This is a genomic window from Paracoccus seriniphilus (assembly GCF_028553745.1).
Taxonomy (GTDB): domain Bacteria; phylum Pseudomonadota; class Alphaproteobacteria; order Rhodobacterales; family Rhodobacteraceae; genus Paracoccus; species Paracoccus seriniphilus.
On record NZ_CP067129.1, the window covers coordinates 1,827,854 to 1,849,858 of the forward strand.

21 protein-coding genes are annotated in these 22,005 nt (G+C 62.0%); 13 read left to right on the forward strand and 8 right to left on the reverse strand.

Annotation, left to right across the window (positions count from 1 at the left end):
- Nucleotides 1–18: 18 nt before the first annotated feature.
- The 3 genes from zapA to JHW44_RS08930 form a co-directional block, all read right to left on the reverse strand.
- A complete protein-coding gene (gene zapA, locus JHW44_RS08920; RefSeq protein WP_089344731.1) occupies nt 19–387 on the reverse strand; it encodes a cell division protein ZapA in 369 nt (122 codons plus the stop codon).
- Nucleotides 388–951, reverse strand: coding sequence for a hypothetical protein (locus tag JHW44_RS08925; protein ID WP_179217736.1), 564 nt, complete (start codon nt 949–951; stop codon nt 388–390).
- A gap of 107 nt (nt 952–1,058) precedes the next feature.
- Nucleotides 1,059–2,795, reverse strand: coding sequence for a BCCT family transporter (locus tag JHW44_RS08930; RefSeq protein ID WP_089344730.1), 1,737 nt, complete (start codon nt 2,793–2,795; stop codon nt 1,059–1,061).
- A gap of 295 nt (nt 2,796–3,090) precedes the next feature.
- Between JHW44_RS08930 and hisB the strand changes: the two genes are divergently transcribed.
- From hisB to ade, 8 genes are all read left to right on the forward strand, one after another.
- Entirely contained in the window at nt 3,091–3,678 is a 588-nt protein-coding gene (gene hisB, locus JHW44_RS08935; protein ID WP_089344729.1) for an imidazoleglycerol-phosphate dehydratase HisB, read from the forward strand.
- On the forward strand, nt 3,678–4,307 hold the full coding sequence (gene hisH, locus JHW44_RS08940; RefSeq protein WP_089344728.1) for an imidazole glycerol phosphate synthase subunit HisH: 630 nt from the start codon (nt 3,678–3,680) through the stop codon (nt 4,305–4,307). Before hisB ends, hisH begins: the two co-directional genes overlap by 1 nt.
- 90 nt (nt 4,308–4,397) lie before the next feature.
- Nucleotides 4,398–5,447, forward strand: a complete 1,050-nt coding sequence (locus JHW44_RS08945) for a glycosyltransferase family 61 protein (protein ID WP_245847173.1) — start codon at nt 4,398–4,400, stop codon at nt 5,445–5,447.
- Nucleotides 5,448–5,590: 143 nt separating this feature from the next.
- Nucleotides 5,591–6,130, forward strand: a complete 540-nt coding sequence (locus tag JHW44_RS08950; protein ID WP_245847171.1) for a serine acetyltransferase — start codon at nt 5,591–5,593, stop codon at nt 6,128–6,130.
- The gene (locus JHW44_RS08955; protein ID WP_089344726.1) at nt 6,127–7,704 is read left to right on the forward strand and encodes an AMP-binding protein; all 1,578 of its coding nucleotides are present in this window, start codon (nt 6,127–6,129) and stop codon (nt 7,702–7,704) included. The genes JHW44_RS08950 and JHW44_RS08955 overlap by 4 nt, the downstream gene beginning before the upstream one ends.
- A complete protein-coding gene (locus JHW44_RS08960; RefSeq protein WP_089344725.1) occupies nt 7,701–7,937 on the forward strand; it encodes an acyl carrier protein in 237 nt (78 codons plus the stop codon). The genes JHW44_RS08955 and JHW44_RS08960 overlap by 4 nt, the downstream gene beginning before the upstream one ends.
- Nucleotides 7,924–9,174 (forward strand): type III PLP-dependent enzyme, encoded by a 1,251-nt coding sequence (locus tag JHW44_RS08965; RefSeq protein ID WP_218822579.1) that lies wholly within the window; start codon nt 7,924–7,926, stop codon nt 9,172–9,174. The genes JHW44_RS08960 and JHW44_RS08965 overlap by 14 nt, the downstream gene beginning before the upstream one ends.
- 82 nt (nt 9,175–9,256) lie before the next feature.
- Nucleotides 9,257–10,954 (forward strand): adenine deaminase, encoded by a 1,698-nt coding sequence (gene ade, locus JHW44_RS08970; RefSeq protein ID WP_089344758.1) that lies wholly within the window; start codon nt 9,257–9,259, stop codon nt 10,952–10,954.
- A 12-nt stretch (nt 10,955–10,966) separates the two neighbouring features.
- On the opposite strand, the gene JHW44_RS08975 is transcribed toward ade, so the two are convergent.
- Complete coding sequence (locus JHW44_RS08975; RefSeq protein WP_089344723.1) at nt 10,967–11,551, reverse strand: (d)CMP kinase; 585 nt, start codon at nt 11,549–11,551, stop codon at nt 10,967–10,969.
- 177 nt (nt 11,552–11,728) lie between these two features.
- On the opposite strand from JHW44_RS08975, the gene JHW44_RS08980 reads away from it, so the two are divergent.
- Nucleotides 11,729–12,475 carry a helix-turn-helix transcriptional regulator gene (locus tag JHW44_RS08980; RefSeq protein WP_089344722.1) on the forward strand — a complete coding sequence of 249 codons (747 nt, stop codon included), beginning with the start codon at nt 11,729–11,731 and terminating at the stop codon, nt 12,473–12,475.
- 275 nt (nt 12,476–12,750) lie between these two features.
- Here JHW44_RS08980 and tsf read toward each other — a convergent pair whose 3' ends face one another.
- The 3 genes from tsf to JHW44_RS08995 form a co-directional block, all read right to left on the reverse strand.
- Nucleotides 12,751–13,641 carry a translation elongation factor Ts gene (gene tsf / locus JHW44_RS08985; RefSeq protein WP_089344721.1) on the reverse strand — a complete coding sequence of 297 codons (891 nt, stop codon included), beginning with the start codon at nt 13,639–13,641 and terminating at the stop codon, nt 12,751–12,753.
- A gap of 97 nt (nt 13,642–13,738) precedes the next feature.
- Nucleotides 13,739–14,536 carry a 30S ribosomal protein S2 gene (rpsB, locus tag JHW44_RS08990; RefSeq protein ID WP_089344757.1) on the reverse strand — a complete coding sequence of 266 codons (798 nt, stop codon included), beginning with the start codon at nt 14,534–14,536 and terminating at the stop codon, nt 13,739–13,741.
- A 165-nt stretch (nt 14,537–14,701) separates the two neighbouring features.
- Nucleotides 14,702–16,252 (reverse strand): trimethylamine methyltransferase family protein, encoded by a 1,551-nt coding sequence (locus JHW44_RS08995; RefSeq protein WP_089344720.1) that lies wholly within the window; start codon nt 16,250–16,252, stop codon nt 14,702–14,704.
- Between the two features lie 210 nt (nt 16,253–16,462).
- On the opposite strand from JHW44_RS08995, the gene trhA reads away from it, so the two are divergent.
- The 3 genes from trhA (at nt 16,463) to JHW44_RS09010 (ending at nt 19,109) form a co-directional block, all read left to right on the forward strand.
- A complete protein-coding gene (trhA, locus tag JHW44_RS09000) occupies nt 16,463–17,125 on the forward strand; it encodes a PAQR family membrane homeostasis protein TrhA (RefSeq protein ID WP_089344719.1) in 663 nt (220 codons plus the stop codon).
- Between the two features lie 135 nt (nt 17,126–17,260).
- Nucleotides 17,261–17,905 (forward strand): bifunctional 4-hydroxy-2-oxoglutarate aldolase/2-dehydro-3-deoxy-phosphogluconate aldolase, encoded by a 645-nt coding sequence (locus JHW44_RS09005; protein ID WP_089344718.1) that lies wholly within the window; start codon nt 17,261–17,263, stop codon nt 17,903–17,905.
- Nucleotides 17,906–17,918: 13 nt separating this feature from the next.
- Nucleotides 17,919–19,109: an MFS transporter gene (locus tag JHW44_RS09010; RefSeq protein ID WP_089344717.1), complete on the forward strand. Its 1,191-nt coding sequence runs from the start codon at nt 17,919–17,921 to the stop codon at nt 19,107–19,109.
- Between the two features lie 9 nt (nt 19,110–19,118).
- On the opposite strand, the gene xseA is transcribed toward JHW44_RS09010, so the two are convergent.
- Complete coding sequence (gene xseA / locus JHW44_RS09015; RefSeq protein WP_089344716.1) at nt 19,119–20,675, reverse strand: exodeoxyribonuclease VII large subunit; 1,557 nt, start codon at nt 20,673–20,675, stop codon at nt 19,119–19,121.
- Between the two features lie 62 nt (nt 20,676–20,737).
- Between xseA and purD the strand changes: the two genes are divergently transcribed.
- Nucleotides 20,738–22,003 (forward strand): phosphoribosylamine--glycine ligase, encoded by a 1,266-nt coding sequence (purD, locus tag JHW44_RS09020; protein ID WP_089344715.1) that lies wholly within the window; start codon nt 20,738–20,740, stop codon nt 22,001–22,003.
- The last annotated feature ends 2 nt before the right edge of the window (nt 22,004–22,005 follow it).

Here is a 22,005-nt window from a genome sequence, read left to right on the forward strand (position 1 = left end):
ACCATCCGCCTGGTCGGATCAGGCCGGGTCCTGCTGCTGATCCGCCAGCCGTTCGGCCAGCGTCTCGGCCCGCGCGGCCAATTCGGCCATGGCCTCTTTCAGATCGGATGGAATCACCGGCACCTCGACCCGCGCCGGATTGGACTGAAGACGTTTCAAGTGCCGTTCAGCCTTTTCTGCACGTTCAACCATGGTGACATAACGGTCGGCCAGCATCAGGCCGGCCAGCAGCAAAAGGCGCGGCTCGGGCATGCGCCCTGCCTGTTCCAGAATCTGGCGGGCCTCGCCGTCCAGAACTTCCGCAGCGCGCTGCAACAGCTTTTCCTCGCCGTCCTGCGCGCCCAGACGGTATTCCTTGTGCCCGATGACAAAATCAACTTCGGCCATTTACCTGTCTCCGTCCTGATCGGATTTCACATCCGGCACGCCTGCAGCATCTCCCGCAACCTCTGGCAATGCGGCAGAGAGAGATGCCCCATTCGCCGTCGGCTGTTGGGCCATCAGTCGCTCCAGTTCCTGCATGATATCGCCCATCTGCGCGATTTCGGCCGCGCGCGCGGCCCGCAGGGCGGTAATTTCGGCCTCCAGTGTCTGGATGGTGGCATCGGCCTGATCGCCATTGCCCGACGCCGCCTCGATCAGGGCGCGATTGGCCGCGGCAAGATCGTCATTGGCCGCCGACAATCGCGCCGCCTCATTCCCGACGGCCTCCAGACGGGCCCGGGCCTCGGCCAGCGCGGCCTCAAGCGGGCCGGCTCGCTGCGTGCGCAGGGCAGCAAGTTCATTGGCTAGGCGTGTGTTTTCTGCATCCAGCGTCGCAATGCTGTCACGCAATTCGGCGATTTCGGCGTCATCGCCCCCTGCCCGTCGCGGGCCACCGGCCTCCAGCAACTGGTCGATGCGATCTAGCGCGGCGCTGAGCCGGCGTTCACTGGCGTTGATATCGCTCATCCCGACGGTCCTTTGATGTCGTGCTTTCCCGGTTTTCGCACCCGGCGGACCATATGACAAGAACGGGCGGGAAAATCCCGCCCGCTCCATCACTTGTTCACGGCCTTTCAGGCAAGTTCTCGCCGTTCCCCCATCAATCCCTTCACCAGGGCCCAGCATCCGCCAAGCAAGACGATGGTGAATGGCAGGCCGGTCGAGACGGCCATCGCCTGCAAGGCACCCAGGCCACCGCCCAGAAGCAGAGCGATCGCCAGCAGGCCTTCGAAGCTGCACCAGAAGATCCGCTGCGCCACCGGCGCATCAACCTTGCCGCCTGCGGCAATCGTGTCGATCACCAGCGAGCCCGAGTCCGACGAGGTAACAAAGAACACGATCACCAGGACGATCCCGATAAAGCTGGTGATCGCGGTCAGCGGCAGATTGCCCAGCATCGAGAACAGCTTCAATTCAAGCGCCGCATCCGCGACACCTTCGAAACCGGCCAGCGTCATCGAGATCGCCGTGCCGCCCAGAGCCGTCATCCACAGGACCGAAATCAGCGAGGGAACGATCAGCACCGCGATCAGGAACTGGCGCACCGTCCGGCCACGGGAAACCCGCGCGATGAACATGCCGACAAAGGGCGACCAGCTGATCCACCAGGCCCAGTAGAAGGCCGTCCAGCCCTGGCGGAAGTTGTCATCCGTCCGGCCAAAGGGATTGGACAGCGGCACCAGGTCACGCGCATAGGTTCCAAGGTTGCCAAAGAACCCGCTGATGATTTCCATCGTCGGCCCCATCAGGATAACGAACAGCAGCAGCACCAGCGCCAGCACCATGTTGATCTCGGACAGGCGTTTCACGCCTTTTTCCACGCCCAGCACCACCGAGGTGGTCGCGATACCGGTGATCATCAGGATCAGCACCACCTTGGTCGTGCTGTTGTTGGCGATGCCGAACAGATAGTTCAGCCCCGCGGTTGCCTGTTCGGCGCCCAGCCCCAGCGAGGTGGCCAGACCGAAGATGGTGGCAAAGACCGACAGAATGTCGATCACATGTCCCGGCCAGCCCCAGATGCGATCGCCGAAAATCGGATAGAAGATCGAGCGCATCGTCAGCGGCAGGCCCTTGTTATAGGCAAACAGCGCCAGCGGCAGCGCCACGACGGCATAGATCGCCCAGGGGTGCAGGCCCCAGTGGAAGATGGTCGCGGCCATGCCCAGATGGCGCGCAGCAAGCTCGTCTCCGGCAGCGCCATTCAGGGGGGCCCAATCGGTCCTGATGCCGTTTTCGACAGTCGTTCCGGCAAGGGAGGTCTGGAAGTGGCTGATGGGTTCGCTGACGCCATAGAACATCAGACCGATGCCCATCCCCGCAGCAAACAGCATGGCAAACCAGCCCGTCAGGGTAAAGTCCGGGGTTGCTTCGGGGCCACCCAGACGGATCTTGCCCAAAGGTGACAGCACCAGCCCCAGGCAGAGCAGGACGAAAACATTGCCTGCCAGCATGAAGAACCAGTCCAGATTGCTGGTCAGCGATGCCCGCAAACCGGTAAAGACCGGTTCAAGCTGGGTAGGGAACAGCAGGGTCACAATGGTAAACAGCGCCACGGCGAGCGCCGAGATCATGAAGACAGGGTTGTGGACGTCAAAGGCAAAAGGCTTGACGCCCTCGATATTGTGCTGACCGATCTGGTAATCGGTCTCGATGATTTCGGTGGGACCTTCAGGAAGGGGAATTGCCTCGCCACCGGCATCGGGTTGGGGTTCAAATCGGCCACTCAGCGCGTCGCGCTGGCGCTTTTCATCTTCGGGATGACCTTTATAGTTCTTGCGGCCGTCCTTCGGGATACGATCATTTGACATGCGTCCCTTTCTCTATCTTCAGGTTTGGATCGGGTCGTGCCTCGGTCGGACACAGCGGATATCCGCTTGCGAGGTCGGGCTTCTTGCATAATTTCATCAGGATGACCACAGCGCCCCCTCAGGGTGCAGGCATTCGCGACATTTGATCCTCGATTCGCGACTCCATTCGAAGCCCAGATGCCGATTCTGCCGCGTCGGGATTACATTTCCGCAAAGACCCGACCGCGACGGATCAGAGGACCTTGGCGGATCGTGCCATGGGCCCTATAAGGCGCAGGCTGTGAAAGGATATTGCATGCGCGAAGCGACCGTCTCCAGAAAAACCGCTGAAACACAGATCGAGGTATCCCTGAATCTGGATGGAACCGGCACTTACGACAACCAGACGGGCGTCGGCTTCTTCGACCACATGCTGGACCAGTTGTCGCGGCATTCGCTGATCGACATGACCATTCGTGCCAATGGCGATCTGCATGTCGATGATCACCACACGGTCGAAGACACCGGCATTGCCATCGGTCAGGCGTTGGTAGAGGCGCTTGGCGACAAGAAGGGCATCCGGCGCTATGGCAGCTTTCATCTGGCCATGGACGACACGCTGATCCGCGCGGCGCTGGATCTGTCGGCCCGCCCCTTCCTGGTCTGGAACGTCGATTTTCCGACCGAAAAGATCGGCAGCTTTGATACCCAGCTTGTGCGCGAGTTCTTTCAGGCCCTGTCGACGCATGGCGGCATCACGCTGCATGTCGACCGTCTGCATGGCGTCAACAGCCACCACATCGCCGAGGCCGCCTTCAAGGCAGTGGCCCGCGCGCTGCGCGAAGCGGTCGAGCCTGATCCGCGCATGTCGGGCGTATTGCCCTCGACCAAGGGGGCGCTGTGATGCGCGTCGCCCTGATCGACTATGACAGCGGCAATCTGCATTCGGCGGAAAAGGCGTTCCAGCTGATGGGACGCGAAGCAGAGGCCGAAATCGTGGTCACCTCGGACCCCGAAATCGCCGCCCGCGCCGACAGGATCGTGTTGCCGGGCGATGGAGCCTTTCCCGCCTGCCGCACCGCATTGGGCGAGGTTGACGGCATGGCCGAGGCCCTGCGCGAAGCGGTCCTGCAGCGCGGCGTCCCTTTCATGGGCATCTGTGTCGGCATGCAGATGCTGGCGACAACGGGCTTTGAATACAGGCCGACCGCCGGGCTTGACTGGATCGGCGGCGAGGTCAAGGCCATCGATGCCCCCGGTCTGAAGGTTCCGCACATGGGCTGGAACGATCTGGTCATCGACCGCCCCCATCCGGTGCTGGAAGGCATCGCAACGGGCGATCACGCCTATTTCGTCCATAGCTGGCAATTTCAGGTCGCCCACAACGAACACCTTCTGGCCCATGTCGATTATGGCGGGCCGGTCACGGCTGTGGTGGGGCGCGACAATATCATCGGCACCCAGTTCCACCCCGAGAAATCACAGGCCGTCGGGCTGCGTCTGATTGCGAATTTCTTGCGCTGGATGCCCTGATCCGCAGGTGATCATCTGTCCTTGCAAAGGAATTCGTGCTAGTTTGCGGCGTGTTCAACCGTCCAATCTGTAAAGTTGTCAGTATCGCGAATGTTGCGCCTGGACCCCATACGCCCGATTGCCAACCGATTTTGCCGTCTGGTCGGCCTGCCCCGCCCGGAACTGACCGATCTTGCCATCGAGCGATGGGAGATCTCGCCCGCCGAAACCCGCGAGGTTCCGCCGGTGATTGCCCTTCCCGGTCAGGCCGAGCGCATCACCCGCACGGAATTCGCCCCCATCGAGGCGGTTCTGCAATCGCTGGCTGGCGACCCCGCCGAATTCATTCCCGCCACCATGGGATACCGGCTGCGAGACGTCGATTTCGTGGACGGTGCCCTTTACGCGGGCGGAGCCGAACTGCACCTGCGGCGGCGCCAAAGATCGCATCTGACCCATCACCACCCGCGCGACTCGATTTCGGGTGCATTGTATGAAAGCTGGGTCGGCAATCGCTGGTTCGGGAACTGGCTGCTTGACGATTGTCTCAGCTATCGGCTTGCCGAGGAATATGGCCAGCCCGTCACGTCCACCCCGCCCCGAGGTGGCCATGTGCCCCGCTATGAAGAACTGCTGTCGATGAACCCGCAGCGGATCGGCGACGTCCATTTCGACGAACTGATCCTGTTTGACGACCACCACAACAACTCGGGCCGCCTTGCCCGCGCTCAGGACATGCGCCAGCGTCTGATTGCCGGGCACGAGCTGACCCCCTGCCCCGGTGTTTTCCTGTATCGCGGACGCAGTGGCGATGCGCGGATTCTGGAGAATGAGGACGAGATCGCCGAGAAGCTGGAAAGCCAATATGGTTTCCGCATCATCTTCGCCGAAGACCACAGCGTGGATGAACTGATCTGCGCCTGTGGCGACACGATGATCATCGCCGGCGTCGAGGGCAGCCAGCTCAATCACGGCATGGCCGTCATGCCTCCGGGGGGCACCCTGCTGACCATGCAGCCTGCCGATCGTGCGACCACGGCCATGAAGCTGCTGACCGACCGCTGGCAGCAGCGATTTGCCCTGATGGTCGGGCATGGCACGGCAGAAGGTTTCCGAATTGAATGGTCCGAAGTGCAGGCCACGCTGGACCTGATCCTGTAGATAAGGACAGGCCTCAGGCTTTCAAATCAATATCAGCTTGAATTGTCAGGGGCTTCCGGTCATTTTCGACACGCCCTGCATATGTATGCGCTGTTCAGGGGCGCGCCTTTTGGTTTGTTGTTCAGTTCGGAGTTATGGGTCCCGTGTGGCGTGAAATTTGCAAGGATTATGAAACACATGGCCGCCGCCTGAGCGATCCGGCCTTTGTCTCTCTGGCCATCTATCGCTATGGCCGATGGGCCATGCAGCGTGAAAACCGCGTCCTGCGCTGGTTCGCCAACAAGCTGTATGGCCTGCTGTGCATTCTGATCCTGAATGTCACCAAGGTCTGGATTCCGCCAAGCGTCAAACTGGGAGAGGATTTTCACATCATCCATGCCGAAGGCTCGCTTTCGATCCACCCCGAGGTGGTGATAGGGGATCGCTGCGGTGTCATGCACAATGTCACCATCGGCACGAATATGGGGCCGGGTGCACCCAAGATCGGCGATGATGTGTTTATCGGCGTCAACTCGACCGTGCTGGGAAGAATCCGCATTGGCAATCGCGTCCGCATCGGTGCCAACACCGCCGTCTCGACCAATGTGCCCGATGACAGCATCGTGGTCGGCTCTCCGGCGCGGATCTATCCCAATCTGCCGATCTTTGCGCAGAAGACCAAGAAACCCAAAGGTGACGCATGAGTGACGCGGGCGAGAAATCCATGTGGCGCCTGTTGGCGGACAACCTTCCCGAACGCGGCGACAAGACGGCGCTGATCGATGCAAAACGCGATGTGACCTATGCTCTGGCCGCGGATGAGGCCAACCGCGTCGCGGCATGGCTGCAGGCGCGCGGCATAGCTGCAGGGGATCGCGTCATCGTGCATCTGCGCAAGGGTATCGATGAGGTCGCCGCCATGTTCGGCGTCTGGAAGATCGGCGCCGTGGTGGTGAATGTGAACCACCAATGGACCGCCGCCCAACTGGGTTATGTCGCCGAAGACTGCCGCGCCCGCGCCGCCATTCTGGGCGCCAGCGTGTTGAAATCCCTGACGAGCCAGCCTCTGCCCGCCTCGGTGACTGATCTGCTGGTGCAGGGCCGCGCCAGCGCCATTCCCGGGAATGCGACATTGTGGAGCGATCTGCCGGCTTCTTCTGCGGATGAGGCCATGCCTGATCCGGGTGATCTGGCGATGATCATCTATACGTCAGGCTCGACCGGAAAACCCAAGGGTGTGATGCTGAGCCATCGCAATATCCGCGTCGGCGCGGATTCAGTGGCCGAATACCTGGGGCTGGGCGAGGATGACCGGCTGCTGTCGGTCCTGCCCTACAGTTTTGATGCCGGGTTGAACCAGTTGACCAGCGCCTTTCTGCTGGGCGCGACGGTTGTGCATCAGCCGGTCTCGATGCCTTCCGAGGTCGTGCGCATGGCGCGCGACCATCACGTGACAACCATTGCCGGGGTGCCGCCGCTGTGGAATCAGGTGGTGCGCTATCTGGATGACGCCGATATTCGATTGCCGGATCTGCGCCGCGTCACCAATACCGGTGGCAAGATCCCGCCAAATATCCTGGAACTGATGCCGAAGGTGTTTCCCGACACCGACATCGTGCTGATGTATGGTCTGACCGAAGCCTTTCGTTCGACCTATCTGCCCCCTGACCGTTTCGCACAGAAAATGGGCTCGATCGGGCGGGGCATCCCCAATGCGCAGATCTTTGTCGTCAAACATGGCGAAGGCATTGCCGGTCCCGGCGAACAGGGGGAATTGGTCCATGCCGGCCCTCTGGTCAGCCTCGGCTATTGGGAACGCCCCGAAATGACGGCTGAAAAGATCCGCATCTGTCCCGAATTGCGGGACCAGCTGGGTGATGCACCGGTCGTCTATTCGGGCGATCTGGTGCGTCTGGACGAGGATGGCGACATGTGGTTCGTCAGCCGCATGGACGACATGATCAAGACACTGGGGTTCCGTCTGTCGCCGACCGAGGTCGAGGATCTGCTGTCGCAATCGGGGCTGGTCGGCGATGTGGTCGCCTATGGTGTCGATGACGACGATCACGGGCAGGTCGTCCATGTCGCCGCCACGATGATCGGAACGGCAGATGTGGACGCGCTGATGTCCCATGCCCGCCGCAGCATGGCGCATTACATGGTGCCCCGCCATATTCATCACTGGAGCGGTGCCATGCCGCGTACCGCAAGCGGGAAACTCGACCGCCCCACCATCATCGCCGCAGCAAAAGCCGCTTTTGACAAGGATATGCAATGAGCCTGACCACCGAAGATCTGATCCGCTTCATTCGTGACGAACTGAATGTCGAAGAGGAAATCGCTGCGGATACCGAATTGTTCTCGACCGCCATCCTGGATTCGGTGGCGATGATGAACATCATAGCCTTCGTCGAAGAAAAGGCGGAAATCGAGGTCCGCCCTGCCGATGTAACGCTGGAAAATTTCGACACCGTCCAAGCCATCGTGGATTATGCGCGTGAACAGGCCTGAATCCGATATCGACCCCATTCTGACGCAGGCCGCCGACCGGTTCGGAACGCCCGCCTATGTCTATTCCACCGATCTGATCGATGCGCGGATCACGGCGCTGGAACGCAGTCTGGGCCGCTGGTTCAAGCTGTCCTATGCGATGAAGTGCAATCCGAACCCCGAATTGCTGTCCTGGTTGCACAAGCGCATTCCCTGTATCGACGTCTCCTCGGGCGGAGAGCTGATGCTCGCGCTTGGCGCGGGATGGCGGGCAGATCAGGCGAGTTTCACCGGCCCCGCCAAGCGCGAGGTCGAGTTGCGCCATGCCATCGAGGCAGGGCTGGGCGAACTGGTGGTCGAATCGCTGCGCGAGGCGCGGCTGGCGAATCGCATCGCCGGTGAAAGCGGCAAGATCCAGAATGTCGTCATCCGCATAGCCCCGGACCGTGTGCCCAAGGGCTTTGGCGACCAGATGGCCGGGCGACCCAGCCCCTTTGGCATCGACATCGAGGAAGCTCCGGCGGCCCTGACCGAGATCGCCGCCCTGCCCCATCTGCGCATCGCGGGTCTGCATATCTATTCCGGCACGCAATGCCTGAAGCCCGCCGCACTTGTCGAGAACTGGGGGATCTTCATCTCGATCTTTCGCGAGCTGTGCGAACACCATGACCTGCATCCCGACCGGCTGATCTTTGGAGCCGGGTTGGGCATCCCTTATCACCCCGGCGACCAGGCTCTGGATCTGGATGAGATCGCCGAGGCCATCGCGCCCGAACTGGACGCGCTGCGCAGCGATCCGCGCTTTTCGGACACCGATCTGGTGCTGGAACTGGGCCGCTATCTTGTCGGCCCGGCAGGCTATTTCGTGACCCGTGTCACCTCGATAAAGGAATCGCGGGGCACCCGCATCGCGATCTGCGATGGCGGCATGAACGGCCATCTGGCGGCCTCGGGGAATTTCGGCATGGTGTTGCGACGCAATTACGTGATCCATCGCGTCGGTGGCGGAGCGGGCGAGGAACCGATCGACATCACCGGCCCGCTCTGCACCTCGATTGACAAGCTGGGGGCCAAGGTCGCCCTGCCCCGCATCGAGGAAGGGGATCTGATTGCCATTCACGCCAGCGGCGCCTATGGTCCGACCTCCAGCCCGGTGAATTTCATCAGCCATCCCGCCCCGCGCGAGATCATTGCCCAGGGCGGCCAGTTGACCGATGCCACACGCATCGAAAGCTGCGGCCTGCGCGACCCGTCCTGACTGCCCCGTCTGGACCTCGCCCGGTCTGGACCCCGCCCGCAGGATGGGGTTCTGTGCAGGCGATATCAAAATGGAGTCCGCGATGACGAAACTGGAACAGCGTATCGCGCAGGCACGCGGGGATGAGCCCGCCGATCTGGTGCTGCGCGGTGGCAAGGTCTTTGATCTGATCACCGGCACGATGATCGAGGGCGATGTCGCGATCTGCGGCGACCGGATCGTCGGAATCGCTGCGGATTACGAGGGCCGGCACATCATCGATGTCAGCGGGCTGACGCTGGTTCCGGGTTTCATCGACACGCATCTCCATGTCGAAAGCAGTCTGGTGACCCCTTTCGAATTCGACAGATGCGTCACCCCCCGCGGGATCACCACCGCGATCTGTGATCCGCATGAGATCGCAAATGTCATCGGGATCGACGGCATCCGCTATTTCCAGCAGGCGTCGGAACATCTGCTGATGGACCTGCGGGTGCAGCTGTCATCATGCGTGCCCTCGACCGAGATGGAAACATCCGGCGCCCGAATCGAGGCTGACGATCTGCAGCAGATGATGAACCACCCTTCGGGCATCGGTCTGGCCGAATTCATGAACTATCCCGGCGTGATCCATCGCGATCCGGCCGCACTGGCCAAGCTGAAGCTGTTCGAGGGCGGTCATATCGACGGCCATTGCCCGCAACTGTCCGGGCGCGACCTGAACGCCTATATCAGCGCCGGCATCCGCACCGAGCACGAGGCCACGACCGCAGAGGAAGCGCTGGAAAAACTGCGCAAGGGGATGCGCGTGCTGATCCGCGAGGGTTCGGTGTCCAAGGATCTGGACGCCCTGCAGCCGGTGCTGACCGAGGCCACCAGTGCCTATATCTGCCTGTGCACGGATGACCGAAATCCGCTGGATATCGGCGAATATGGCCATCTGGACTACATGATCCGCCGCCTGATCGAACTGGGCACATCACCGCTGGCCGCCTATCGCGCCGCATCGCTTTCCGCTGCCGAAGCCTTTGGCCTGAAGGATCGCGGGCTGATTGCACCGGGGTTGCGCGCCGATATCGTCGCCATTGACGATCTAGCGTCCTGCCGGGCGCAACTGGTTCTGACCGCTGGCCGTCCGGTCACGGATGAGGCCTTTGCCGCGCGGCGTGATATTGCCCCTGTCGGCCGCAATTCGGTTCTCGCCCCGCAAGTGAGCGCCGAGGATTTCCGTTCGACCGGCAATCGCAGCCAGACCGATGTCATCGGCATCATCGAAGGCAAGATCATCACCCGCCATCTGAGTGAAGAAATCCGGCCCGTCGATGGTGACAAGCGCCCCGATCCCAGCCGCGATCTGGCACGGATCGCGGTCATCGAGCGCCATGGCAAGAACGGCAATATCGCCACCGGGTTCGTGCGCGGCTTTGACATCAAGGGCGGGGCCATCGCCTCGACCGTATGTCATGACCATCACAATATTGCCGTCGTCGGAATGGACTATGATGACATGGCGCTGGCCGCAAACCGCTTGAGCCGGATCGAAGGCGGGTTCGTCGTCGTCAGGGACGGGGAAATCCTCGCCGAACTGGCACTGCCCGTCGCCGGGCTGATGAGCCTGATGCCCTTTGAAGAGGTCGGCGACGCGCTGATCACCCTGCGAGCTGCCGCGCGCGATCTGGGCGTCATGCTGGAAGAGCCTTTCCTGCAACTGGCCTTTCTGGCCCTGCCCGTCATTCCGGCGCTGAAGATCACCGATCGAGGGCTGGTCGATGTCACGAAATTCGAGATCATCGCCGGTTGAGACAGGCCCTGCCTAGCCGCGCACCCGTTCCACGGCCGCGATCGCGGTGGCAACGGCCTCGTCGATATCCATGTTGCTGGTGTCGATGATCACCGCATCATCAGCCGGACGAAGGGGGGCAGCGGCGCGCTCACTGTCGCGGCGATCGCGTTCGCGCAACTGCACCAGCATCTCGGCCGGATCGGCATTCAATTCCTGGGCGCGGCGCGCGGCGCGGACCTCATCCGAGGCCACGACATAAAGTTTCACCGGCGCCTGCGGACAGATCACCGTGCCGATATCGCGCCCGTCCAGAACCGCCCCCGGTTCACGCAGGGCAAAGCGATGCTGGAAATCGACCAAAGCGGCCCTGACATCGGCAATGGCGGCAATGCGGCTTGCGGCCTGCCCGGCTTCGGCACTGCGCAGATCCGGCCGCGCCAGATCCTCTGCCGTCAGGCTGCGTGCCGCCTCGACCGGATCGCCGCCCTTGGCGCCAGTGGCGCGATAAAGCAGACCGGTATCCAGATGATGAAAGCCAAAATGATCCGAGATCGCACGCGCGATGGTGCCCTTTCCCGAGGCAGCCGGGCCGTCGATGGCGATGACAAATGGCATGTGAAATTGATCCGCTTCTGGTCAAGGCTTGAAGTCGTCTCAATCGCACAGGTCCGCCCGCAAGGTCCAGCCCGCGAGGCTTCCTTGCAGCGTCTTTCGAAATTGTGCTTGGCAAATGCCCTGCCTTGTTCTCCAATGGTCGCGTTGTATTTGTAGTTTCCATTTCCTGTCGTATTCATGCAGACCGATTTTCTTGAAACCATTCTGAGCGCACGGACCGATACTGACGTGCAGCACCATTTTCTCGAGACCCTCGACCATCTCGGATTTTCTCACGGCCTTTATGCAGCACGCTTCATGCTGTCATTGCCAGACAGCATATCCCGCGAGGACTATTATTGCTTTGGCAATTTTCCGGCGCCCTTCATGGATGCCATCGAGTCGCGGCAGTTGCTTGCCTCGTCTCATTGGATGACGTGGTCCCATCAGCAGACGGGCAGCGCCCCCTGCCAGCAGATCGATGCGGAACTGACCACCGAATGCGCACGCCTTGCGGATCGGCACGGGCTGAATTCGGGATATGTCCTCAGCCTCAGAAACCAGATTCCCGACGTGCACGGGATGGTGGTCGTCACACCACATGCGCATGCCAGTCCGATCAAAAGCCGTCGTTTGTGGGAGATCGCTGGCGGACGAATACGGATGCTGTCCACCCTGCTGCATTTCCGTATGGCTACCCTGCGGCGAAACCGCCGCGCACAATCCCTGACCCGTCGGCAGCGCGAAGTTCTGGAATGGAGTGCGACAGGCAAGACCGTTTCGGAAACCGCAGTGATCCTGGGGGTTTCGGCAGCGACCGTCGAAAAGCACCTGCGCCTGGCCCGTGCCGCGATGTCCGCAGGCAATACGGCACAGGCCATTCTGAAAGCCTATGTGACCGATCAGCTGTTCACGACAAGTTCAGACAAATACGATAAAAGGTAAGGGATTCCTGACTTTATCTTCCAAGCAGGGAATACTCTATTCGATCTGCTCCATGAGTGGTGACACCTCGGTGTCAGGAGCTTGCATCCATTGTTCAACGTTGCCTGAACGGGTGCATACCGGCCTTGCCGGTCGGTCCTGCCGGTCACGCCATTTGCTGTGCCCGGCAGGGCCGGGTTTCCCCAACGCGACCACCGGAGTGCCGCAATGAAAAACGCCGGCCAATGGCCGGCGTTCATCCTTTGCATCGATGGGCAATGCTGCCCCGTCAGGAATCAGGAGCCGCCCAGGGTCTTGGCGACCTCTGCTGCGAAGTCTTCTTCTTTCTTCTCGATGCCTTCACCGACAGCAACGCGGGCATAGCCGGTCACTTCGACACCGGCTTCCTTGGCGGCATCGGCAACGGTCACATCGGGATTGACGACGAATTTCTGACCCAGAAGCGTGACTTCCTCGAAGAATTTCTTCATCCGGCCTTCGATCATCTTTTCGATCACGGCATCGGGTTTGCCCGATTCACGAGCCTGTTCGGTCAGAACGGTTTTTTCACGTTCGACCAGGGCCGGATCCAGATCTTCGGCCGAGAGCGAAGCCGGGTTGGTTGCCGCAATATGCATTGCGATCTGACGGCCGATTTCCTTGGCCTTGTCCTCGGGGCCATTCAGCGCGACCAGAACACCGATCTTGCCCATGCCTTCAGCGGCGGCATTGTGGACATAGGACACGATCGTGTTGCCTTCCAGAACGTGCATCCGGCGCAGGGTCATGTTCTCGCCGATACGCGCGATGGCATCGGTCAGCACATCGGCGACGGGACGGCCGTTCAGATTGGTCGCTTTCAGAACCTCGATATCGTCACCGGTGGTCAGGGCGACATCGGCGATGTCCCGAACCAGCTGTTGGAAGTCGGCATTCTTTGCAACGAAATCGGTTTCCGAGTTCAGCTCGACGGCAACACCCTTGCCATCGGTGACGGAGACACCGACCAGACCTTCGGCAGCAACGCGGCCGGATTTCTTGGCAGCTTTTGCCAGGCCCTTGGTGCGCAGCCAGTCAACGGCGGCTTCCATGTTGCCTTCGTTTTCGGTCAGCGCCTTCTTGGCGTCCATCATACCTGCGCCGGTTTTCTCGCGCAGCTCTTTCACCATCGCGGCAGTGATAGCCATGATCCGTCTCCTTTGTTCAACACGTCAGGCGGGGCATATCCCCGCCTGACGACAATTCCGTAAATCTACGGCGTAATTCGATCCGTTCCGATCGGGATCAGGCGTCGGTCGTGGCCTGCTCTTCGGCTTTGACCTCGGCTTCGCCTTCACCCAGCAGCTCTTCAGGAGCTTCGGCCAGAGCACCGACATCAACGCCGGCAGCGCCCATTTGTGCCGACATGCCTTCCAGGGCCGCACGGCTGACCAGATCGCAATACAGCGCGATGGCACGGGCCGCATCGTCGTTGCCGGGGATGATGTAATCCACGCCATCGGGCGAGCAGTTGGTGTCGACGACGGCCACGACCGGGATACCCAGTTTCTTGGCTTCGGCGATGGCCAGGTCTTCCTTGTTCACGTCGATGACGAACAGCAGATCGGGAAGGCCGCCCATGTCGCGGATACCGCCAAGCGAAGCCTGCAGTTTGGCTTGCTCGCGCTCAAGGCCCAGACGCTCTTTCTTGGTCATGCCTTCGGCGCCGCCAGCCATGGTTTCGTCAATCGCCTTCAGGCGGTTGATCGACTGCGACACGGTTTTCCAGTTGGTCAGCGTGCCACCCAGCCAGCGGTGGTTCATGTAGAACTGAGCCGATCTTTCGGCGGCATCTGCGATGGCTTTCTGGGCCTGACGCTTGGTGCCGACGAACAGCACGCGGCCACCTTTGGCAACCGTGTCATGCACGACCTGCAGCGCCGCATCCAGCATGGGAACGGTCTGGGTCAGATCGAGAATGTGGATGCCGTTACGGTCACCATAGATGTATTCGCCCATGCGGGGGTTCCACCGCTGGGTTTGGTGACCATAGTGAACGCCAGCTTCCAACAGCTGACGCAGAGAAAATTCGGGAAGCGCCATATCCATGTCCTTTCCGGTTTGCGCCTTGGCAGAGGTTTTGAAGGCAAATGCCTCAACCGGTGGACCTTTCGCGGATGTCTCCCGCAAGGGCCCTCCTCTGCCTGAGAAGTGAGCGGGCAAATAGCCTCTGCCCGCGACCATTGCAAGTGTTTTCCGCGTGACCTGCTAGACGAAGGCGTCCGGCACGGCCGCTTTCTTGCGGGCGACGTAATCATCAAGCGCCTCGGCGATGCCCGGATCAATCGCCGGAGCCTGATATTCGCCCAGCATTTTCTGCACCTTCTGCGCAGCAAGCGTGGCGGTATCGCGGGCACCTTCCTCTTCCCAGGTCTCGAAAGGCTTGTAGTCCAGCAGGCCGCTGCGCCAGAAGGCGTCCTTGTAATTGTCCTGCGTATGCGCGCAGCCCAGGAAGTGGCCGCCCGGCCCGACCTCGCGGATGGCATCCATGCCCTGCCCGTTCGCAGAGATGTCCACCCCGGCGGCCAACTTGTGCAGCACCCCCAACTGGTCCGCGTCCATGACATATTTCTCATAGCAGGAGACCAGCCCGCCCTCCAGCCAGCCACAGGCATGCAGCATGAAGTTCACCCCGGACAGCAGGCCGATATTCAGGCTGTTCGCCGTCTCATAGGCCGCCTGCGCATCGGGCAGCTTTGACCCGCAGAACGATCCCGCACTGCGATAGGGCAGACCCAGTCGCCGCGCCAGTTGCCCGGCCCCAAGGGTGATCTGCGCAGCCTCGGGCGTGCCGAATGTCGGCGCACCGCTGTTCATGTCGATCGAGGTCACGAAGGCACCAAAGACCACTGGCGCGCCCTTGCGGATCAACTGACTGTAAGCCACGCCGGCCATGACCTCGGCCAGCACCTGCGTGAGGGTTCCAGCGACCGTCACCGGAGCCATCGCGCCCCCGACGATAAAGGGGCTGATGATCGCGGCCTGATTGGCCCGGGCATAGGCCTCCAGCGCCCCCATCATGACCGAATCGAAGGTCAGCGGGCTGTTGATATTGACCAGGCTGGTCATCACCGTGTGCTGATCGACAAAATCGCTGCCAAAGAGAATGCGCGACATCTCGATCGAATCCTCGGCCCTTTCAGGCAGGGTCACCGAACCCATGTAGGGTTTGTCCGACAGCGTCATATGGGCCTGCAGCATATCCAGATGCCGCTTGTTCACCGCGACATCGGTCGGCTCGCAGACAGTGCCGCCACTGTGATGCAGCCATTTCGACATCTGGCCCAGCTTCACGAAATTGCGGAAATCCTCGATTGTCGCATAGCGGCGACCGCCCGCCTGATCACGCACGAAGGGCGGGCCATAGACCGGTGCCAGAACCAGGTTGCGCCCGCCGATCTCGACATTGCGTTCGGGGTTGCGCGCATGCTGCGTAAAGGTCGAGGGTGCCGTTGCGCAAAGCTGGCGCGCCAGCCCCCGGGGGATGCGCACCCTTTCCCCGTCAATATCGGCACCGGCATCCTTCCACAGCGCAAGCGCTGCGGGGTTGTCGACGAAATTGACGCCGACTTCCTGCAGCACGGTTTCGGCATTGGCCTCGATGATCTCCAGCGCCTCGGTGTTCAGTATCTCGAAATCGGGCACATTGCGGGTGATAAAGCGCGAAAACTCGGACCGGGTGGCCGTTCGTTCCGCCCGGCGCGCGGCCCCACCACCTGATCTGCGACCACGGCGCACCGCGCCTGCTTCTTGGGTCATCACATCTTCTCCACGTCTCGACTTTATCCAGTGATACCCCCGCCATCATCCCTGCGCGCCATGTTTGCGCCGGTCCGTCGCCTCAAAGCGACATTCGGTGGCCGGAAAGCGCCGCAGGGCAAAACTGACTAAAAGGATGAATTGTATCGCAGGGTCGCAACCTGCAACATAGGGTCATACATAAATCCCGAGATGAAAGGAAAGGCCGCGATGAGCAGCCAGTTCCGCTTTGGCAGAAACTATGACTTCAGGGAACTTCTGGCAGACGGCATCGTGCATGGCCTGGGGGTGGTTCTGGCGCTGATCGGCGTCACGGCCCTGATCTTTCACGCCAGCATCTGGGGCAATCCGGGCATGCGGATCGCGGCCTGGGTCTATGGGCTGGGGCTGATCGGCGCGCTGACCGTATCCTTCATCTATAACATGCTGCCGCCATCGCGCCTGAAATGGATCCTGCGGCGCATGGATCATTCTGCCATTTTCGTTCTGATTGCAGCAACCTATACCCCGTTTCTTCAGCCGGGAACCTCGGATGGGCGGATTCTGACCCTGTTGATCGCCATCTGGATCATGGCGGCCATGGGCGTTGCGCTGAAATGTGCCCTGCCGGGGCGCCACGACCGTCTGGCGATCCTGCTGTATCTGTTGATGGGCTGGAGCGGCATTCTGGCCTGGGGCCCGATTTCTGAACATCTGCCGCCGCTTTCGGTCACGCTGATCGTCGTCGGAGGCATCATCTACTCGGCCGGCGTCATCTTTCACGTCTGGGAAAAGCTGCGCTATCAGAACGCCATCTGGCACAGTTTCGTCGTGACGGCCGCCGCCACGCATTACGTCGCGGTTCTGGCCGCATTTCGTCAGGCTGCGCTTTAGCCGGCCGGGTCCGGGTCATCCCGGCGGCAATCCCATGCGGGACGAACCGGACAGGGATTCCGCCATTTGTCTTGCATCACCGGAGATGAACGGTCACTTTACGCGCAAAATTCCAGATTCAGGTAAGGTGTCACCATGAACCCCACGGCGCAATCGCAGCAGACTCGGACCCTTTGCAATCTGGCCCCGGTCATTCCCGTCATCGTCATCAAGGACGCGGCCAAGGCCGTCGATCTTGCGCGGTCTCTGGTCAGTGGCGGACTGCCGGTGCTGGAAGTCACGCTGCGCTCCGAGGCTGCTCTGGACGCGATCAAGGCGATGTCTGCCGTCGAAGGTGGCCAGGTTGGCGCTGGCACCGTGCTGACCCCCGATGATGCCAGGCGCGCCAAGGATGCGGGCGCGAAATTCGCGGTTTCGCCCGGCCTGACCGATCGCCTCATTGCCGCCTGCGAGGAACTGGAGCTGCCGCTGCTGCCCGGAGCCGTCACCGCCTCTGAAATCATGCGCGCCGCGGATGCCGGTTTCGACATGCTGAAATTCTTTCCTGCCGAAGCCGTGGGCGGCGCCCCTGCCCTGAAATCTCTGGCCGGTCCGCTGCCGAAAGTCAGCTTCTGCCCGACGGGCGGCGTCTCGCCGGACAATGCGCTCAGCTATCTCAATCTGCCCAATGTCGTCTGCGTCGGCGGCAGCTGGATCGTGACCGATGCCGATGTGGCCGCCGGAAACTGGTCCGCGATCGAGAACCGCGCCCGGACCGCCGCAGCGCTTCGCAACAGCTGATCGGAAATACCGGATGGACAGCGCACGCCGCAATGTCGCGGTTCTGGTGGCCGCGCAGGCGGTGCTGGGATCCCAGATGCCGATCAATTTCATCATTGGCGGGCTGGCAGGCCAAATTCTGGCCCCCAATCCCTGCCTTGCGACTTTGCCCATTTCGCTGATCGTTCTGGGTTCGGCGCTGACCGCGCGACCCATGGCGCGTTTCATGCAGCGCCATGGACGTCAGGCAGGCTTCATGCTGGCGGTCCTTGCTGGCGGGCTGGGCGCGGCAGTCTCGGCTGCCGGATTGTGGCAGGGCTCGTTCCTGCTGTTCCTGGCCGGCGCCATGCTGACCGGCGTCTACATGTCGGCGCAGGGCTTCTATCGATTTGCTGCGACAGATACGGCCACGGAAGACTTTGCTCCGCGTGCGATTTCCTGGGTCATGGCCGGAGGGCTGGTCTCGGCCATCATTGGTCCCGCCATCGTCCGCGCGACAAGCGACCTGACCGCCGTGCCCTTTCTGGCCAGCTATCTGGCCGTGATCGCGCTGAACCTTCTGGGGCCGATCCTGTTCCTGTTTCTGGACATTCCCCGCCCCGCAGCACCCAGCCAGTCCGAGCCCGCGGGCCGTCCCTTGTCGGAACTGCTGCGCAGCCCGCCCATTGCCGTCGCGATGATCTGCGGCATGGTCTCCTATGCGCTGATGAACCTGGTCATGACCTCGACCCCGCTTGCCGTGGTCGGCTGCGGCTATCAGGCATCAAATGCCGCCGATATCGTCAGCGCCCATGTCCTGGCGATGTTCGCGCCCAGCTTTTTCACCGGCCATCTGATCGCCCGCTTTGGCGCGCGACTGATTGTCGGGATCGGGCTGGTCATTCTTGCATGCGCGGGGGCTGTCGCCCTGTCAGGTGTAGAGCTCAGCCACTTCTTCGGCGCGCTGATCCTGCTGGGACTGGGCTGGAATTTCGGCTTCATCGGCGCCACCACCATGCTGGCCCAAAACCATAGCCCGCAAGAGCGCGGCCGCGTTCAGGGCGTCAATGACCTCTTCGTCTTTGGTGGTGTCTTTGTCGCCTCGCTGTCTTCGGGCGGTCTGATGAACTGCATGGGCGGCTCGGCCCAGACCGGGTGGAGCGCCGTCAATCTGGCGATGCTGCCCTTCCTGGTTCTGGCCGGTGCCTCGCTGATCTGGCTGGCCATGCGGCCCGCCAAGATCTAGCCCCTCAGGTCAGAACAGGGTTTTCTGTTCGGGCGGTTTCTTCGGACCCCGCCCCTTTGCCGACCCGCCTTCGGGACGCGCCGCAACGCGGCCGTCAGCGAACTCGATCTCGACCCGTGGCGATTTGTTCGTGGCCTTTGCCGAGGTCAGCACCCCATCCTGACCATGCACGACGGCATAGCCCCGCTTGAGCGTCTCACGATAGCCCAATGTCTGGCGCGTGCGGTCCAGCTGGTCCAGCAGCTCACGACGCCGATCCAGATTGCGCTGCACGGCGGCATCCAGCTTGGCAGACAGCTGCGCCAGACGCTCACCCTGAGTGACCACCGCCCGCCGGGTCGTCGCGACAACGCGAGCCAATGAGCCGTCCAGACGTTGCTGCAGGCCAGTCAGCCGATCACGGCGACGCTCTTGTCGACGCTCTTGCCCCGAGTCCAGGCGCAGTCCGGCCCGTTCAAGCCCATGCCGTTTCGCCGCCGTGAACTGGCGTAATGTCGCAACCGGAATCGGACGCGAAGCCAGTTGCTGGCGGCGCATCCGCACCAGACCTCGCAGGGCTGGTTCCAGCCGCACGCCCCACAGGTCCAGCCTTTGCCGTTGTGCCTCGGTCAGCGCGCCGGGGCGGCCCATCGCGCGCGCCAGATCGCGCAGGCGTTGACGGGGCCGATCGATCGCCATGGCCAGACCACGCTGCATGCGCGCATCAGCCTCTGCCAGACGCGCCATCAAATCGCTGCGCACCGGCACGGCTATTTCCGCGGCGGCGGTCGGTGTCGGCGCCCGTTGGTCCGATGCAAAATCGATCAGCGTCGTGTCGGTTTCATGCCCCACGGCAGAGATCAGCGGAATCCGGCTGTCTGCGGCTGCACGCACCACGGCCTCTTCATTGAAGCCCCACAAATCTTCCAGGCTGCCGCCACCGCGCGCCACGATGATCAGATCTGGCCGTGGCACGGGGCCATCAGCCTCCAGCGCATTGAAGCCCCTGATGGCCGCAGCGACCTGCGGCGCGCAGGCCTCGCCCTGCACCGCCACCGGCCAGATCACCACATGCGAAGGGAACCGGTCGCGCAGCCGGTGCAGAATATCACGGATCACCGCCCCCGAAGGCGAGGTCACAACCCCGATCACCCGGGGCAGGAAAGGCAGCGGTTTCTTGCGTGCCTCATCGAACAGCCCCTCGGCAGCCAGCGCCTTGCGCCGCTTTTCCAGCATGGCCATCAACGCGCCAACCCCAGCGGGTTCGATCTGTTCGACGATCAACTGATATTTCGACTGCCCGGCAAAGGTCGTCATCCGCCCCGTGGCAATGACCTCCATCCCCTCTTCGGGGCGTTGCGACAGCCGCGCGGCCTGCCCCTTCCAGGTGACGGCAGCCAGAACCGCGCGATCATCCTTGAGGTCGAAATACAGGTGGCCCGACGATGGGCGCGACACGCGGCCGATCTCTCCGCGCACGCGGACCCGTCCGAACCGGTCTTCGATGCTGCGTTTGACCGCGCCCGACAGTTCGGACACGGTGAATTCATGGGCGTTGCTGCCCGGTGCGTCTTCCAGAAGGTCCATGCGGCTTGTTCCCTTTCGCAACGCAGACTAGAACGCCGCGACAGCAAGTGAAAGGGCGGCAAATGAACATCCTGATCCTCGGAAGTGGCGGACGCGAACATGCGCTCGCCTGGGCGATCCGTCAGAATCCGAAATGTGACCGATTGATTGTCGCTCCAGGCAATGCCGGGATTGAACGCATCGCGGACTGTGCCAGAATCGACATTAATTCCCGCGCCGATGTTCTTGAATTTGCGGAAGATAACGCAATCGACTTCATAGTCATCGGCCCCGAGGCACCGCTGGCTGCCGGGGTTTCGGATGCCTTGCGCGCGGCGGGTTTTCTGGTCTTTGGCCCCTCGCAGGCGGCCTCGCAACTGGAAGCTTCGAAGGCCTTTACCAAGGAAATTTGCGATGCCTGCGGCGCTCCGACGGCTGCATGGGCGCGATTCACCGATGCCGCTGCGGCCCGCGACTATGTAAGCGCACAAGGCGCGCCCATCGTCATCAAGGCCGACGGGCTGGCTGCCGGCAAGGGCGTCACCGTCGCCGAGACCGTCGCCCAGGCCCATGATGCCATCGACCTGATCTTTCAAGGGGAATTCGGCGACACATCCGTTGTCATCGAGGAATTCATGGCCGGTGAAGAGGCCAGCTTCTTCATCCTGTGTGACGGCACCGACTGCCTGCCCATCGGCACGGCGCAGGACCACAAGCGCGTCGGCGAAGGCGACACCGGCCCCAATACCGGCGGCATGGGTGCCTATAGCCCCGCTCCGGTTCTGACCGATGCCCTGCAGGAACAGGTCATGGCGCAGATCGTCCGCCCGACCGTGGCCGAAATGGCCAGGCAGGGCATGCCGTTTCAGGGCGTGCTGTATGCCGGGCTGATGATCGAGAACGGACAGGCGCGGCTGGTCGAATACAACGTCCGCTTCGGCGACCCCGAATGTCAGGCGCTGATGATGCGTCTGGGCGCGCAGGTGCTGGACCTGTTGCTGGCATGCGCCGAGGGACGTCTGGCCGAAACCAGGGTGAACTGGGCCGATGACCACGCCATGACCATCGTCATGGCTGCCAAGGGCTATCCGGGTGCCTATGAGAAGGGCAGCGTGATTTCAGGCCTTGGCGATATGGCCGAGTCGAGCTTCGAGATGGTCTTTCACGCCGGCACGTCGTCGGACCAGGGACAGATCATCGCAACGGGCGGTCGCGTTCTGGCCTGCACCGGGCGCGGCAATACCTTGGCCGAGGCGCATGACCGCGCCTATCGCCTTGTCGACATGATCGACTGGCCCGAAGGTTTCTGCCGCCGTGATATCGGCTGGCGGGCGCTGTCACAGAACTGACG